At 73.6% G+C, this 14696-nt stretch carries 10 protein-coding genes and 2 pseudogenes; 2 read left to right on the forward strand and 10 right to left on the reverse strand.

Annotation, left to right across the window (positions count from 1 at the left end):
• Positions 1-16 precede the first annotated feature (16 nt).
• Positions 17-406, reverse strand: coding sequence for a hypothetical protein (locus tag ACLJQE_RS34530; RefSeq protein ID WP_410643732.1), 390 nt, complete (start codon positions 404-406; stop codon positions 17-19).
• 33 nt (positions 407-439) lie between these two features.
• On the opposite strand from ACLJQE_RS34530, the pseudogene ACLJQE_RS34535 reads away from it, so the two are divergent.
• Positions 440-1042: pseudogene (locus ACLJQE_RS34535) on the forward strand (thiolase family protein); the annotation flags it as partial.
• On the opposite strand, the gene ACLJQE_RS34540 reads toward ACLJQE_RS34535, so the two are convergent.
• Complete coding sequence (locus ACLJQE_RS34540; RefSeq protein ID WP_410643733.1) at positions 1023-1403, reverse strand: hypothetical protein; 381 nt, start codon at positions 1401-1403, stop codon at positions 1023-1025. The pseudogene ACLJQE_RS34535 and the gene ACLJQE_RS34540 overlap by 20 nt on opposite strands.
• Positions 1404-1446: 43 nt before the next feature.
• The gene (gene ligD / locus ACLJQE_RS34545; RefSeq protein WP_410643734.1) at positions 1447-2391 is read right to left on the reverse strand and encodes a non-homologous end-joining DNA ligase; all 945 of its coding nucleotides are present in this window, start codon (positions 2389-2391) and stop codon (positions 1447-1449) included.
• A gap of 30 nt (positions 2392-2421) precedes the next feature.
• Between ligD and ACLJQE_RS34550 the strand changes: the two genes are divergently transcribed.
• Positions 2422-3258, forward strand: coding sequence for a PHP domain-containing protein (locus ACLJQE_RS34550; RefSeq protein ID WP_410643735.1), 837 nt, complete (start codon positions 2422-2424; stop codon positions 3256-3258).
• A gap of 131 nt (positions 3259-3389) precedes the next feature.
• Here the strand turns inward: ACLJQE_RS34550 and ACLJQE_RS34555 are convergent, their stop codons facing one another.
• From ACLJQE_RS34555 to ACLJQE_RS34585, 7 genes and pseudogenes are all read right to left on the reverse strand, one after another.
• Positions 3390-5420, reverse strand: a complete 2031-nt coding sequence (locus ACLJQE_RS34555; RefSeq protein WP_410643736.1) for a DHA2 family efflux MFS transporter permease subunit — start codon at positions 5418-5420, stop codon at positions 3390-3392.
• A 77-nt stretch (positions 5421-5497) separates the two neighbouring features.
• Positions 5498-6331, reverse strand: coding sequence for an SDR family NAD(P)-dependent oxidoreductase (locus ACLJQE_RS34560; RefSeq protein ID WP_410643737.1), 834 nt, complete (start codon positions 6329-6331; stop codon positions 5498-5500).
• Between the two features lie 142 nt (positions 6332-6473).
• Positions 6474-7643 (reverse strand): glycosyltransferase, encoded by a 1170-nt coding sequence (locus ACLJQE_RS34565; RefSeq protein WP_410643738.1) that lies wholly within the window; start codon positions 7641-7643, stop codon positions 6474-6476.
• On the reverse strand, positions 7643-8449 hold the full coding sequence (locus tag ACLJQE_RS34570) for an alpha/beta fold hydrolase (protein ID WP_410643739.1): 807 nt from the start codon (positions 8447-8449) through the stop codon (positions 7643-7645). Before ACLJQE_RS34570 ends, ACLJQE_RS34565 begins: the two co-directional genes overlap by 1 nt.
• Entirely contained in the window at positions 8446-8751 is a 306-nt protein-coding gene (locus ACLJQE_RS34575) for an acyl carrier protein (RefSeq protein ID WP_410643740.1), read from the reverse strand. The genes ACLJQE_RS34570 and ACLJQE_RS34575 overlap by 4 nt, the downstream gene beginning before the upstream one ends.
• Entirely contained in the window at positions 8748-13079 is a 4332-nt protein-coding gene (locus tag ACLJQE_RS34580; RefSeq protein WP_410643741.1) for a beta-ketoacyl synthase N-terminal-like domain-containing protein, read from the reverse strand. The genes ACLJQE_RS34575 and ACLJQE_RS34580 overlap by 4 nt, the downstream gene beginning before the upstream one ends.
• A 5-nt stretch (positions 13080-13084) precedes the next feature.
• Positions 13085-14584 (reverse strand): annotated as a pseudogene (locus ACLJQE_RS34585) (SDR family NAD(P)-dependent oxidoreductase); the annotation flags it as partial.
• Positions 14585-14696: the final 112 nt, after the last annotated feature.

Genomic DNA, 14696 nt, shown 5'->3' on the forward strand with positions numbered 1-14696 from the left:
GCCCGCGCGGCGGTGCTCAGGTGCGGTTGATGGTGAACGTGGTGGTGCGGTTGCGGATGTCCTCGGCGTTGTCGGCCAGGGTCAGCCCGGTGAAGGTCGCCGAGCCGACAGCCGGGCCTTGGCCCGGTTCCGGCAGCTCGTTGGCCCAGATGCCGATCCCGGACTTCGCGTCGAAGGCGTCCCCGCTGCGGTGGGCGCCGGTGATCGACACGTTCGTCAGCACGGTGTCCTCGACCGGGTGCTCCGGCGTGGTGCCGTTGTACTTGGTCTGGAACATGATGCCGCTGCAGGTCGGGCCCTGGATGTCCACATCGGACACCCGGATGCCGCGGAACTCCTTGGAGGCGGAGAACAGCCAGAGCGCCGGGAACGTCTGCTGGCCCCAGAAGTGGCCGCCGTCGCGCACGAGCGAGGCGTTCTGGACGATCGTCGGCTGCGGCCCGAACCCGACGGCACGCTGCGCGAGGTCACCACCGACGAGACCGTCCGGCCCGGCACCACGCCGGAGATCCTCGCCGGGCTGAAGCCCGCGTTCCGCGCCGAGGTCTGGGAGCAGCGGTTCCCGGAGCTCGGCTGGCACGTCACCGCGGGCAACTCCTCGCCGATCAACGACGGCGCGGCAGCCCTGCTGATCACCAGCGGCGAGACGGCCAAGGCACTGGGCCTCAAGCCGCGGGCGCGGTTCCACAGCTTCGCCGTCGCCGGCGACGACCCGCTGTTCATGCTGACGGGCGTCGTCCCGGCCACCCGGAAGGTCCTCGACCGGGCGGGCCTGAGCGTGGCGGACATCGACGCGTTCGAGGTCAACGAGGCGTTCGCCAGTGTGGTGCTGGCCTGGCAGCGCGAAATCGGCGCGGATCCGGCGAAGGTCAACGTCAACGGCGGCGCGATCGCCCTCGGCCACCCGCTGGGCGGCAGCGGTGCCCGCCTGGCGACGACGCTGCTGTCGGTCCTGGAGCAGACCGGCGGCCGCTACGGCCTGCAGACGATGTGCGAAGCAGGCGGCCTCGCCAACGCGACCATCATCGAACGCCTGGACTGACGGGCCGGGCGAGGTAACGGCGGAGGGCCGCCACCGCGCCTGCCGGGTCCTCGGTCGCGGGGAAGACTTCGTCGAAGCCCTGCTCCAGGAGCTGCGCGCGGGTGTTCGCCAGCCGGCCGGCGAGCACCACCGGCAGCCCGGACAGCGCGGGGTCGGCCCGCACCCGGCGGAGCACGACGGCACCGGGCGCGCCGAGCGCGGTGGACAACACCAAGCAGCCCGGGCGGTCCCGGCGGCACGTCCGCAGCACGGCGTCCGCCGGGGCCCGCGGGCCCACGGTCCGCACGTCGTGGCCCTCCCGTACGAGGACCACCTGCAACGCGACCAGGCTCCACGCGGCCGCGTCCAAACCCGACAGCACGACTCTCACCCCGGGCAGAGCCGCGGGCGGCGCGCAAAATACGTCAGCCGGGGTCGGGCGGCTCCTCGACGCCGTCGCGGTCGGCCCACTCCAGCAGCGGGTCGAGGGAGAACACCGCGTCGTCGATGCCGGCGTGGAGGTCGCCCAGCTCGGCGAAGCGGGCCGGCACGGTGGCGATCGTGAAGTCGCCCGGCTCGACGTCGTCGATCTCCGTCCAGCGGATCGGCGTCGACACCGTGCCTTCGGGGTTGCCGCGGACCGAGTAGGCACTCGCGATCGTGTGGTCGCGGGCGTTCTGGTTGTAGTCGACGAAGAGCAGCCGCGGGTCGCGGTCCTTGCGCCACCAGGCCGTGGTGACGTCGTCCGGGGCGCGTCGTTCGACCTCGTGGGCGAAGGCCAGCGCCGCCCGGCGGACGTCGGAGAAGCCCCAGCGGGGTTCGATCCGGACGTAGATGTGCAGGCCCCGCCCGCCGGAAGTCTTCGGCCAGCCGACCGCGCCGAGCTCGTCGAGGACCTCGTGGGCGACGTGGGCGACCCGGCGGACGCGGTCGAAGCCGCAGTCGGGCATCGGGTCGAGGTCGATGCGCCACTCGTCGGGCTTTTCGGTGTCGGCGCGGCGGGAGTTCCACGGGTGGAACTCCACTGTGGACATCTGCACGGCCCAGGCGACGTGCGCGAGCTCGGTGACGCAGAGCTCGTAGGCGTGCCGCCCGTAGCGCGGGAAGTCGACGCGGACGGTCTCGAGCCACGGCGGCGCGCCGTTCGGCACGCGCTTCTGGTGCACCTTCTCCCCCGCCACGCCGGACGGGAAGCGGTGCAGCATGCAGGGGCGTTCGCGCAGGGCGTTGACGATGCCGTCGCCCACCGAGAGGTAGTAGTTGACCAGGTCGAGCTTCGTCTCGCCGCGGGCCGGGAAGTAGACCCGGTCCGGGTTGGAGATCCGGACGGTCCGGTGCCCGACTTCGAGCTCTACAGCCTTGTCCGCCATGGCAGAGACGGTACCGCTACGGTGGGTTCGGTGCGCCTGCCGACGGACGGTCACGTCCACACCGAATGGTCATGGGACACCGTCACCGGGTCGATGATCGGCTCGTGCGAGCGGGCGATCGAGCTGGGGCTGCCGTCGGTGGCGTTCACCGAGCACGCGGACCTGACACCGTGGCTGATGCCGGAGCCGATCCGGCCGCTGCTGCCCGAGCACTTCCGGGTGCGGCTGCGCCCGGACGGCGTCCTGGAGCCGCCGGAGCTGGACGTCGCGGGGTACCTGGCGTGCGTCGAGGAGTGCCGCTCGCGGTTTCGCGGGCTGCGGATCCTGTCGGGTGTGGAGCTGAGCGAGCCGCACTGGCACCGCCCGCGCGCCGACGCGCTGCTGGCGGCCCACGACTTCGACCGCGTGCTGGGTTCGGTGCATTCGCTGCCGGAGGGCGGGCACCACCACGAGCTGACGACGGTGGCGGACCGGCCGCCGGGTGAGCTGCTGCGGGCGTACCTCGCCGAGGTGCTGGGCCTGGTCGAATCGACGGCGGACTTCGCGGTGCTCGCCCACATCGACTACGCGCTGCGCTCGTGGCCGGGCGAGGGCCCGCCGTTCGTGGCGGCGGACTTCGAGGAGGAGTTCCGCACGGTGTTGCGGGCGTTGCGGGCGAGCGGCCGGGCACTGGAGGTGAACACGAAGGTGCCGTTGCCGGGCGAGGTGGTGCGCTGGTGGTTCCAGGTGGGCGGCGAGGCGGTGGCCTTCGGCAGCGACGCCCACGAGCCGGCGCTGGTCGGCCACGGCTTCGCGGAGGCGGCGGCCCTGGTCGAGTCGTGCGGCTTCCGCCCGGGCCACACCCCCCACGACTTCTGGCGCCGCTGACCGTCACTTTCCCTATGAAAGATGCGCGACCTCACCGGAACCTCACAAGGAAGCGGCGGCGCGAACGTCACTTTCCCTATGAAAGATGCGCGACCTCACCGGAACTTCACAGAGAAGTGGCGGTGTGAGCGTCAGGCGAGGGCGTGGCGGCCGTGGGGGCGGGACTCCGCGCTCTGGTCCATCAGCCGGGCCGCGACGCGCCCGATCGCCGCGTCCAGTTCGGCGCGGTCGCCCGTTCCCCAGTCGCCGAGGCGGTCGGCCAGCCAGTCGTGCCACGCCTGCACCACCCGGCCGAACTCCTCCCGGCCCGAGGCGGTCAACGCCCAGCCGTTCCGTGCGTAACGCAGGTGCCCGGTCAGCTCCAAGCGGTTGAACGCCGGCTCCAGGACCGGCGCGGGCACGCGGAAGGACGCGCCGATCGCCCGCAGCGTCGCCGGCTCGCCGCGGCGCTCCCGCAGGTGGACCTGCAGCAGGCACCAGATCCCGCCCTCGTCGAGGTCGCCGCCGGCCTGCTCGATGATCGCCGGCGCCACCTGACGGCGTTCCCGGAAGAACAGCGTGGCCACCGCGCGTTCGAGCTCGCGGTCGCCGGTGCGGGCCTCCGGCATCGCGAAGCCGTCGCCGAGGTCCGGGGCGGCCGCGCGGGCCGTGTCGCGCAGCGGGACCTCCTTCAGGAAGAACGCCAGCGCGAAAGCGGCCAGGCCGACCGGGGCGGCCGCGAGGAACACCACGTGGAGGGCGTCGCTGTACGCCTTGATCACCGGTGCCGACACCGACTCCGGCAGAGCGTGCAACGCCGTGGGTACCTGCAGGGCACGCGGGTCGACCCCCGGCGGCACCGGAATCGCGGCCAGGTTCGGCGTCAGCTGGTTGGCGTACACCGTCCCGAAGATCGCCGCGCCGAACGAGCTGCCGATCGAGCGCAGGAACGTCACGCCCGAGGTGGCGACGCCGAGGTCGGCGTAGTCGACGGTGTTCTGCACCGCGATGGTCAGCACCTGCATGCCGAGCCCGATGCCGAGACCCAGCACGGCCATGTACGCCGACGCCTCCCAGAACCCGGTGCCGGTGTCCAGCCGGGAGAGCAGGTAGAGCCCGATCGTCATGCCCGCGGCCCCGGCCAGCGGGAAGATCTTGTAGCGCCCGGTGCGGCTCACCGCGTTGCCCGCGGCGATCGACGCGACGAGCAGCGCCAGCACCATCGGCAGCAGCCGGACCCCGGACGTCGTCGCGGACGTGCCCTGGACGTACTGCATGTACGTCGGCAGGTACGACAGTGCGCCGAGCATCGCGAAGCCGACGACGAAGCTCATGATCCCGCCGACGGTGAACACCGGGTTGCGGAACAGCCGCATCGGCAGCATCGGCTCCTTCGCCCGCAGTTCAACGAGGACGAACGCCGCCAGCAGCACCACCGAGCCGATCGCCATCCCGGTGATCACCGGCGAGCCCCACGCGTACTGCGTGCCGCCCCAGCTCGTCACCAGCGTCAGGCCGGTCGCGGCGAGGCCGATGAGCAGGATGCCGAGGTAGTCGACGACCGGCTTGACCGCAGCGCGCGCGTTCGGCATCGCCGAGGACGCCACCACCAGCACCACGAGGACCAGCGGGATGTTGACGTAGAACGCCCACCGCCACGACAGGTGGTCGACGAAGAAGCCGCCGAGCATCGGGCCCGCCACCGTGACGACGCCGAACACCGAGCCGAGCACACCCTGGTACTTGCCGCGCTCGCGCAGCGGGACGACGTCGGCGATGAGCGCGGTCGAGGTCACCATCAGCCCGCCGCCGCCCAGGCCCTGCACCGCGCGCCAGACGATCAGCCAGACCACGCTGTCGGCGAACCCGGCGCAGAACGAGCCGATGCCGAACACGACCACCGACAGCTGGAACATCAGCTTGCGGCCGAACAGGTCGCCGAGTTTGCCGACGACCACGGTCATGATCGTCTCGGCCAGCAGGTACGACGTCACCACCCAGGACAGGTGCCCGGCGCCGCCGAGGTCGCCGACGATGGTGGGCAGCGCGGTCCCGACGATGGTCTGGTCCAGTGCCGCCAGCAGCATGCCGAGCAGCACGGCGCCGAAGACGGCGTTGACCCGGCCACGGCCCAGGGCGGGCGGCGCCGCGGCGCCGGGGGTGACCTCCGCGGTGGCCGTCATCGCTCCGCCCTCCTGGCTCGGCCTCCAAGCTAGTGCGCGGGGTCCATTGTGGATAGCCACCCGTTCCGGTGGTCCGGTCAGAGCGTCCAGCGGTCCCGCGGCGGTGACTCGAGGGCGAGCTCGCCGCCGACGGCCGCGGCGATCTCCGCCACCGTCCAGGTCTCCCGGTGCAGGACGGGCCGGATGATGGCCGGCTGCCGGACGGCGTGCAGGTGCCCGTCCGCCAGCCGCAGCACCTGCCCGGTGACGTCGGCCGAGAGGTCGCTGAGCAGGTAGGTCACCAGCGGCGCCACCCGTTCGGGCGGCGGTGCGTCGCGATTGCCCTTCGGGTCGGCGGCCATCAGCCGGGTCCAGGCGATCGGGCTGACGGCGTTGACGCGCACGCCGTGCTCCGCCAGGTCCGCGGCCCACGAGTAGGTCATCGACGCCACCGCGCCCTTCGACGCCGAGTAGGCGGCGGCGCCGCGCTGCCCGATCATGGACCCCGACGTCACGTTGACGATGACGCCACGGCCCCGCGCGCACATGACCTCGGCGGCCGCGGTGCCACAGTGGAGCGGACCCAGCACGTTGGTCTCGACCAGCGCCCGGGCCCGCTCGGCGTCGTCGTCCCACGGCGGCGCGTGGTAGCCGACGGCGGCGTTGTTGACGAGCCCGTCCAGCGACCCGAACCGGTTGCAGCACAAGGAGATCAGCGACCGGGCGTAGCCGGCGTCGGCCACCGACCCGACGCTCGCCACGGCGGTGCCACCGTCGGCCACGATCGCGGCCACGGTCTCGCGGGCCGGTTCACCGTCGACGTCGTTGACGACGACCGCGGCGCCGTTTTCGGCCGCGTGCCGCGCAAAGGCCCGCCCCAACCCTCTGCCGGCACCGGTGATCACCACGGCCCGCCCGTCCAGGAAGCCCATGGCTTCCAGTGTGACCCGGGACCGGCTCAGGTGCGCGTCCAGGCCACCGGGAACGGGCGGGACCCGTGCGCACGGGAGAAAGCGAGTGCACCGGCGTTCTGCGCGTACGCCTGCACAGTCAGTTCGCCGCGGGCGGCGAACTCTACATCCGCGGGTGGGCCAGGCTTTCCAGCGCCAGCTGTTCCAGGTGCCCGGCCGCCGCCGTGCTTCCGCCCGCCGCGCGGAACGAAGCCTTCACCACTTCGGCCGCTCGGCGGTACGACGGTTCCGTCAGGATCTCCTCGACCGCCGCCGCGATGCGGGGGGCGTCCGCGCGGCCGAAGCGCAGGCGGAGGCCCGCGCCCGCCGCGACCACCTGGGCCGCCACGATCGGCTGGTCGTCGCGGATCGGGGCCACCACCAGCGGCAGGCCGTGCCACAGCGTTTCGCACACCGTGTTGTGGCCCGCGTGGCACAGCACGGCGTCGACCCGGGACAGCAGCGGCAGCTGCGGGACCTGTGGCCGCACCAGGACGTTCGGGGGGACGTCGCCGAGCACGCCGCCCGGGTCGGCGATCACCGCACGCGCGGAAAGGCCGGCGAACGCCTCCGCCGTCGCCGCCAGGAACCCCGCGCCCGCGGACGTGTTCGCGGTGCCGAGGGAGACCAGCACCGTCGGCCGCAGCGGGGCGAGCCATTCCCACGGGAAGTCCGTCGTGGACGGCCGCGCGCCGAGGGCGGGCCCGACGAGCCGGACCGACGGCGGCAGGGCGGCCGGGCCGAGCAGTTCGCGGGTGGTGAAGGCGAGGACGCCGTGGGGGGAGAACCGCGGGTCCGCCACGCCCCGGCCACCGGCGATCCGGGAGCGCAGCCCGTCGAGCAGCGAGCCGACCCACTCCCCGACCTTCGGCATCCCGGCCAGCGGGTCGACGAGCTCGGCCGACGTCGTCGCCGAGGTGACCCACGGCAGGCCGGCGGCGTCGGCGAGCAGGCCGCCGGCCAGTGCCTGCTGGTCGGCGACCACGACGTGCGGCTCGAACGCCGCCAGCGCGGCGGTCACGCCGGGGGCCATCGCGTCGGCCAGCGGAACGAGGAAGTCCTGCCAGAGGAAGCGCAGCGCCGCCGGGCCCTTCAGCTCGGCCGGGCGCACCGGCAGGTCCGGCGGCACGGCGCACGAGAACACGACGGCTTCCGGGCCGGCCAGCTGCCACAGCAGTTCGCCGTGGCCGGCCCAGGCCACCTCGTGGCCGCGCGCGGTCAGCTCGGCCGCCACGCCGACGGCCGGGTTGACGTGCCCGACCAGCGGCGGGACGACGAAGAGGAACCGCGCCACTACCGCACCCGTGTCTGCGTTCGCGCCGTGTCGCGCACCCAGCCGGAGATCAGCTCGATGACCTCCGCGGTCCGCTCGACCAGCACCGAATGCCCCTGGTCGGGCAGCACGACACAGCGGCAGCGCTCCAGGTGCGTCTCGAAGTGCGGCACCTGCGCCGACAGCCCGGAGTCGCCGCCGAAGATGGCGAACACCGGGCAGCGCACCGCCGAGAGGTCCGCCGCGATCGTCGCGCTGCGCGGGATGTCCTCGGCGATCGTGGTGGTCTGCAGGATCCGGTTCGCGGCCTTGGACAGCCGCGCGGTGTGCGCGCCGTGGTTGTCGGCGATCCAGCCGATGACCTCGTCGATCGCCAGCCGGGTCTTGGCGTCGGCGAGCCCGTCGGCCATGTGCCGCGTCCACTCCTCCGTCGGCGGTTCGCCTTCGATCGCGACGACGCTCGCCACCCGGTCGGGCCGGGCGGCGGCCAGCCCGAACGCCACCGAAGCGCCGAACGAGTTGCCGACGACGTGCACCGGCCGGGTCACGTCGGAGGCGTCGAGGACCGCGACGAGGTCGTCGACGAACCGCTCGAGGTGGTAGCCGGACGACGGCCGCGTCGTCCGGCCGTGCCCGCGCAGGTCGTACATCAGCACGTCGAGCCCGCGCGCGGCGAAGGCCGGGCCGAGGGTGAAGTAGTAGCTGGCGAGGCTGTCGGTGAGCAGGCCGTGGACGCAGACCACGATCGGCGCGTCGCCGTCGAGCGGCACGTCCGGGGTGAGCCGCTGGACGTGCACGTCCAGCTCGCCCGCGCGGATCCGGCTCACGCCGTCGCCCGCAGGGAGCCGACGATGTACCGGACGAGCTCGCCGACGGTCAGCGCGATGATCTCGTCCAGGTCGCGCTCGGCGATGAAGGTCGCGAAGTTGACGCGGTCGCCGTAGTGCTCGCGCAGCTGTCCCGACAGCGCCACCAGGTCGACGCTCTCCAGTTCGAGGTCGTCGTGGAACGTCGTGTCCATGGTGATCTCGGTGTCGTCGAGGCCGTACTCCTCGAGCAGCTCCCGCAGCATCCCGCCCAGCTGGGCGAGCACGGTCACCTCGTTCGCGGCCGTGGTCTCGATGCTCATCCGGCAGTCTCCTTCGTCTCTTCGGTCCAGGCGACGACGTAGCGGCGAGGTGGTGCGCCAGGCGGGTTTTCGACGTCGGCGCAGCACACGCGGTGCTCGTGGCCCGCGACGCGGACGGTCAGCTCCCCCGAGGTCGCCGCGACGACCTCGAAGTCTCGCGGTTCGCCGCGCAGGCCGGTGCCCCGCAGCTTCGCCACGGCCTCCTTCGCGGTCCAGAACCGGGCGAACCACTGCTCCGGATCGCCGGGCAGGCCCGCGTACAGCGCCCGCTCGCCCGGACCGAGCGCGGCCGCCACAGTGGACTCCGCGCGCGGGACGACCTCTTCGATGTCGATGCCGCAGCGCCCGTGGCGGGCGATGGCCACCCCGGCTTCGGCCCGGTGCGCCACGGAAATCGTCACCGGTGGCAGTTCGCGGCCGTAGGCGCCGGCCGCGAACGGACGGCCGGCGTCGTCGTTGCCGATGCGCAGCTCGGCCGGGAACATCTCGGGTTCGCCGCGGGCCCAGAGGAACTGGCGGACCGCGTCCTTGGCCGCGATCCGGCCGAGCAGCCACTGGCGCCGTCCCCGCGGCGGACGGTTTTCGTAGGCGTCGCGCTCGGGGCCGGCGAGGTAGTTGCGCATGATCAGCTCGCGGGTGGCCAGGTCCGGCCACTGCTCGTGCACCAGCGCCCAGCCGCCCGGCTGTTCGTGCGACAGCGTCGAGCGCTCGGGCGTGCGGTCGGCCTGGCGGATGTGCGCGGTGCTGTCGAACCGCCGGTCGCGCCAGCCGGTGAACTCGGCCCAGACGCTGCCGTCGTGGACGAGCTGCATGTCCGCCTCGAGGAACTCGTCGGTCAGCCCGGTGATCCGGATCAGGCACTCCAGCTGTTCCCCCGGCGCCGGGTGCGGACCGTGGAACCGGATTTCGCGCATGGCGACCGGGAAGACGGTGGTCCGCTCGGGCAGCCGGGACATGATCCAGTAGCCGAGCACCTGGCCGACGTTGTCGAGCAGCGCGCCGGGCGCGGCCGGCGTGGTCAGCACCGCCCGGACGTGCCGTTCGCCGACGGCGGTCAGCTCGGTGACGCCCTGGAAGCGCGGGCCGTGGAACATCCAGCGCTCGTCGTACAGCTGCGCCGCCGTGGTCTCGGGGACCTGTTCGGCCGAGGCCGGGAACCGCCACGGCGCCGGGGCGGCGGCCGGGTACTCCGGCGCGAGTTCCACGACGGCCTGCGAGTAACCGGCGAGGGCCGCGTGCACCCGGTCGGTGCCCTGGGGCCGGACGCGCACCGGCACGGTGACCGCCGGCACCGCGGTGATCCACTGGCTGAGCCGGACGTCGTGCACGGCGACCGCGTGCCGGCCGGGTGCGGCCTGCTCGGCGAACCGCATCAGGTGGTCGATCACCGTGGTGGCCGGCACGACCGGCCAGCGGTCACCCGGCTCGGCCTGCGGCGGCTGCTTGAAGAAGCAGTGGTCGAGCAGGTACGGCATCGCCTCGAGCGACACGGTGAGCGTGGTGTCCAGCTCCTGCAGCGGCGGAGCTTTCACGTGAAAGCTCCGTCCCGAGGGGGCACTTTCACGTGAAAGTGCCCCCTCGGGGCGGCCGGTGAGCACGGTGGACGCCAGGTCGGCGGTGTCGGCCAGCAGGGCGGCGAACTCCGCGGCGAGCGGGCCCTTCGCGGCCAGGTCGTCCACAGTGGACCGGCCGGCGGCGGGCAGCGCGATCCGGGCGCGGACCTGTTCGTCCAGGGAGATCAGGCGGCCGCCGAGGTCGAGCTTGACCGCCTTGGGCGCGGCCGGGCGTTCGCCGGGCAAGCGGGTGAAGTCGACGTCGTGGCCGTCGGCCCACAGCGCGGTCGCGACCCGCCGCAGCTGTGCGAGCCCGGGGCGCTGCGCCGAGTGCGCCGCCACGACGAGGTGCTCCTCGCCGTGCAGGGTGTCGCCGACCAGGGAGCCGAGCTGCCCGGCGCCCACCTGGACGAACGCGCGGAACCCGGCGGCGTGCAGTGCCCGCACGAGCGGGCGGAACCGGACCGGCTGCAGCAGGTGCCGCACGAACAGCTCGCGGACCTCGGCCTCAGCCGCCGGGTACTCCGACACCGTGGTCGCCGACCAGAGCGGCAGGGACGGCGGGTGCAGGGTGAACCGCCCGGCCGCTTCGCGGATCGGGTCCAGGTACGGCCGCAGCATCGGGGTGTGGAAGCCGGACCGGAACGGCAGCACCTGCGCCACGACCCCGGCGTCGCGGAACCGCTGCACGAGCGCGCCCACCGCCGCTTCCGGGCCGCAGATCATGGCCTGGTTCGGGGAGTTGTCGTGGGAGAGCACGACGTCCTCCCGCCCGGCCAGCTCCTCGAGCACCCGCGGCGCGGGTGCGCCGACCACGGCGAAGGCGAGGCCGGGGACGACGAGCGCGTCCGGGTCGAACTCGGCGAGGAAGGCGTCGACCTCGGCTTCGGCGTGGACGCCGGCCACGGCCATCGCCGTCCATTCGCCCAGGCTGTGCCCGGCGACGGCGTCCGGCGTGACGCCGATCCGGCCGAGCGCGGCGTGCAGCAGCCGGCCCAGCTCGAACACCGCGGCGCCCTGGCGCCCGACGTCGCCGACCTCGACGTCCGCGTGCTTCCACGACAGGCCGAAGTGCCGGGCGACGTCACCGCAGTTGAGCGAGAGTTCCGATTCCAGGCCGGGGAAGAGGAACGCGATCCTGCCGCCACCCGGCCCGAGCAGGGGGCGGTCGGCGAACCACACGTCGTTGCGGCCGCGCCAGGCCCGGCCCCTGGCCAGCACCTTCCTGGCCAGTGCCAGCCGCTTCTCCGTCGGGTCGACGATCCCGAGCCGGACCGGACCGTGGCCGGTCTCGTGGGTACCGGGCCGGTCGAACGCCTCGCGCAGCGCGTCGACGGTCGGTGCGGCGAGCCGCAGCACGCGTTCGGGCTCGCGCACCACGACCGGCTTCGCGCGGCCCGGCGCCTGTTCCAGCACGACGTGGGCGTTGATCCCGCCGAAGCCGAACGCGTTGACCCCGGCGCGGCGCACCGGCACGTCCCACGGCTCGGCGGCGGCCAACGTGGAGAACCGGGTGCGGGCGAGCGCCGGGTGCGGGTCGTCGCAGTGCAGGGTGGGCAGGAGGACGCCGTGGTGCACGGCCAAGGCCGCCTTGACGAGCCCGGCGATCCCGGCCGCGGGCATCGTGTGGCCGATCATCGACTTGACCGAGCCCAGCACGGCGGCGCCCGCGGTTCCGAACACCTCCGCGAGGGTGGCGAGTTCCGCCGCGTCCCCGGCCGGGGTCGCGGTGCCGTGCGCCTCCAGCAGGCCGATCGAGTCCGGCGCGGCCGGGTCGAGGCCCGCCGCGGCCCACGCCTGGCGGACGGCTCGGACCTGGCCGCCGGAGTCGGGACTGGCCAGGCTCGCGGTCCGCCCGTCGGAGGCGACGCCGGTGCCGGTGATCACGGCGTAGACGCGGTCGCCGTCGCGCTGGGCGTCGGCGAGGCGCTTGAGGACGACGATCCCGGTGCCTTCCCCGATCAGCACGCCGTCCGCGTCGCGGTGGAACGGCCGGATCCGCTCGGACGGCGACAGCGCCCCGAGCTGGGTGAACACGCTCCAGAAGGTGATGTCGTGGCAGTGGTGCACCCCGCCGGCGAGGACGACGTCGCAGCGGCCGGTGGCCAGCTCCCGCACGGCGTGGTCGACGGCGATCAGCGAGGACGCGCACGCGGCGTCCACTGTGTACGCGGGCCCGCGCAGGTCGAGGCGGTTGGCCAGCCGCGACGCGGCCAGGTTCGGCACCAGGCCGATCGCGGATTCGGGTGCCTCGGGGCCGAGCTGGTCGGTGAAGGCCTGGCGGACGGCGTCGAGCCGGTCGGCGTCCAGGTCGGGCAGCAGCTCGCCGAGGGTGCGGACGAGCTGGCTCGCGGTGCGGACGCGCTGGTCGAGGCGGACCAGCCCGGGTGTCAGGTAGCCGCCCCGGCCGAGCACCACGCCGACTTTCGCACGGTCGGCGGGCAGCCGGTCCGGGCCGCCGGCGTCCGCGACGGCCTGCGCCGCGACGCGCAGCGCGATCAGCTGGTCGGGTTCGGTGGCGGGCACGGAGTTCGGCATGATCCCGAAGCCGGTGACGTCCACTTCGGCCAGTTCGTCGACGAACCCGCCGCGACGGCAGTAGAGCCGGTCGGCGCGGCGCGCCTCGTCCGGCGCGTAGTGCGCGTCGTCCCACTTCCCGGACGGCACCTCGGTGATCGCGTCGACGCCGCCGGCCAGGTTGCGCCAGTAGCTCGCCAGGTCGGGGGCGCCGGGCAGCAGCACCGACATCCCGACGATGGCCACGGGCTCGGGCATCCGCGTCACCAGCCCGAGGCGGTGTGGACGACGGCAGCGGTGTCCGGACGGCCCCAGGCCAGCTCGCGCAGCAGGCCGAGGGTGCCCTCCTCCGGATCGATCAGCGCGATGCCACGGCGGGCGTAGTCGCGCATCAGCTCGGGCGTCACCATGCCGTCGTGCTCGCCGGTCGGCGCCCACGGTCCCCAGTGGACGGTCACGGCCCGCCCTGCGGGCCACCGGTGCCCCAGGGCCTCGAGGGCGTCGTTGGCGGCGGCGTAGTCGGACTGGCCGCGGTTGCCGAGCGTCGCGGCGATGCTGCCGAACAGGACCACGAACGCCGGCTCTTCGGGCAGGTCGGCGGTCGCCTCCAGGAGGGTGCGGGCGCCGTCGACCTTGGTGCCGTAGACGCGCTCGAACGACTCCGGCGTCTTCTCGGCGACGAGCTTGTCCTCGATCACGCCCGCCGCGTAGACGATGCCGTCGAGCCGGCCGTGCTCGGCGTGGATCTCCTTGACCGCGCGGTGCACGGCTTCGGCGTCGAGCATGTCGACCGACTGGTAGCGCGCCGGGCTGCCGAGCGCTTCGAGCTTCGCCAGGGTCTGCCGGACTTCGCGTTCGCCCAGGATCCGGCGGACCGTCCGTTCGATCTCGGCGGGACTCTTCAGCCCGGCGGCGATGAGCGCGGCGCGGAGGTCTCTAGCCGTCTGCGCCTGGGGGTGTTCGTCCCGGGCCGCGGGCACCGGCGTCCGCCCGAGCAGCTCGATCCGGCAGCGGGCGGCCGCGGCCAGGGTGGTGGCGAACCGGGCGGTGATGCCCTTGGCGCCCCCGACGAGGAGGACGACCGACTCGCGGTCCAGCCCGATCGCGGCGGCTTCGGCCGCGCCGTCACCTGCCGGGCCCGCGCCGCTGGTGGCGAGCGGGCCGAGGTCCCGTTCGGCCATCCGGAAGCCGGTGCGGTGGCCCTGCCGCCGCACGACGACAGGTTCCCGATCCACTGTGGACAGCTCGGCGACGAAGGCCGTCGCCTGGTCTTCGAGGGTGTCGTCGGGGGACAGTTCGACCACGCGGGTGAGCGTGTCCGGGTACTCGCGGGCGAGGCTGCGGTGGAAGCCGCGCAGGCCCTCGCCCGGTCCGGCGGTCAACAGCCAGGCGGGCCCCGTGGCCAGCGCGGCCTGGTACCGCGGGAAGGCGGCGGGCAGCACGGGCCGGTCGGCAGGCAGGAACAGCACCCCGTCGAACCCGGCGCGGACATCGTCGCCGACCTCGGCGGACGCACCCAGCCCGGCGAGGTGGGCGCGCACGGCCTCGGCGAGCGCTCCCCGGCCGAGAAGCAGGAACTTCCGCCCGGCAACATCGGGAACCTCGGTAGGGGGCAGGTCGACCTCAGCCATGACCAGCCGTTTCGGCGCAACAACAAGTGGCGCGGGCCCGTCCGCCCCGGCAGGCTCCAAGCGCCCCAATGTGGCCTTCGGTGCGCTCAACGCACCCAATGTGGCCTTCGGTGCGTCCAACGCACCCAATGTGGCCTTCGGTGCGTCCAACGCACCCAATGTGGCCTTCGGTGCGTCCAACGCACCCAATGTGGCCTTCGGTGCGTCCAACGCACCCAATGTGGCCTTCGGTGCGTCCAACGCA

It is taken from the genome of Amycolatopsis sp. lyj-346 (assembly GCF_046548975.1).
In the GTDB taxonomy this organism is placed as follows: Bacteria; Actinomycetota; Actinomycetes; order Mycobacteriales; family Pseudonocardiaceae; genus Amycolatopsis.

What these genes read in the sequence shown, in the direction of transcription:
- ligD (WP_410643734.1), bottom strand. Translation starts at nt 2,391, where the DNA reads ATGGCGGACAAGGCTGTAGAGCTCGAAGTCGGGCACCGGACCGTCCGG.
- ACLJQE_RS34555 (WP_410643736.1), bottom strand. Translation starts at nt 5,420, where the DNA reads ATGACGGCCACCGCGGAGGTCACCCCCGGCGCCGCGGCGCCGCCCGCC.
- ACLJQE_RS34560 (WP_410643737.1), bottom strand. Translation starts at nt 6,331, where the DNA reads ATGGGCTTCCTGGACGGGCGGGCCGTGGTGATCACCGGTGCCGGCAGA.
- ACLJQE_RS34575 (WP_410643740.1), bottom strand. Translation starts at nt 8,751, where the DNA reads ATGAGCATCGAGACCACGGCCGCGAACGAGGTGACCGTGCTCGCCCAG.
- ACLJQE_RS34580 (WP_410643741.1), bottom strand. Translation starts at nt 13,079, where the DNA reads ATGCCCGAGCCCGTGGCCATCGTCGGGATGTCGGTGCTGCTGCCCGGC.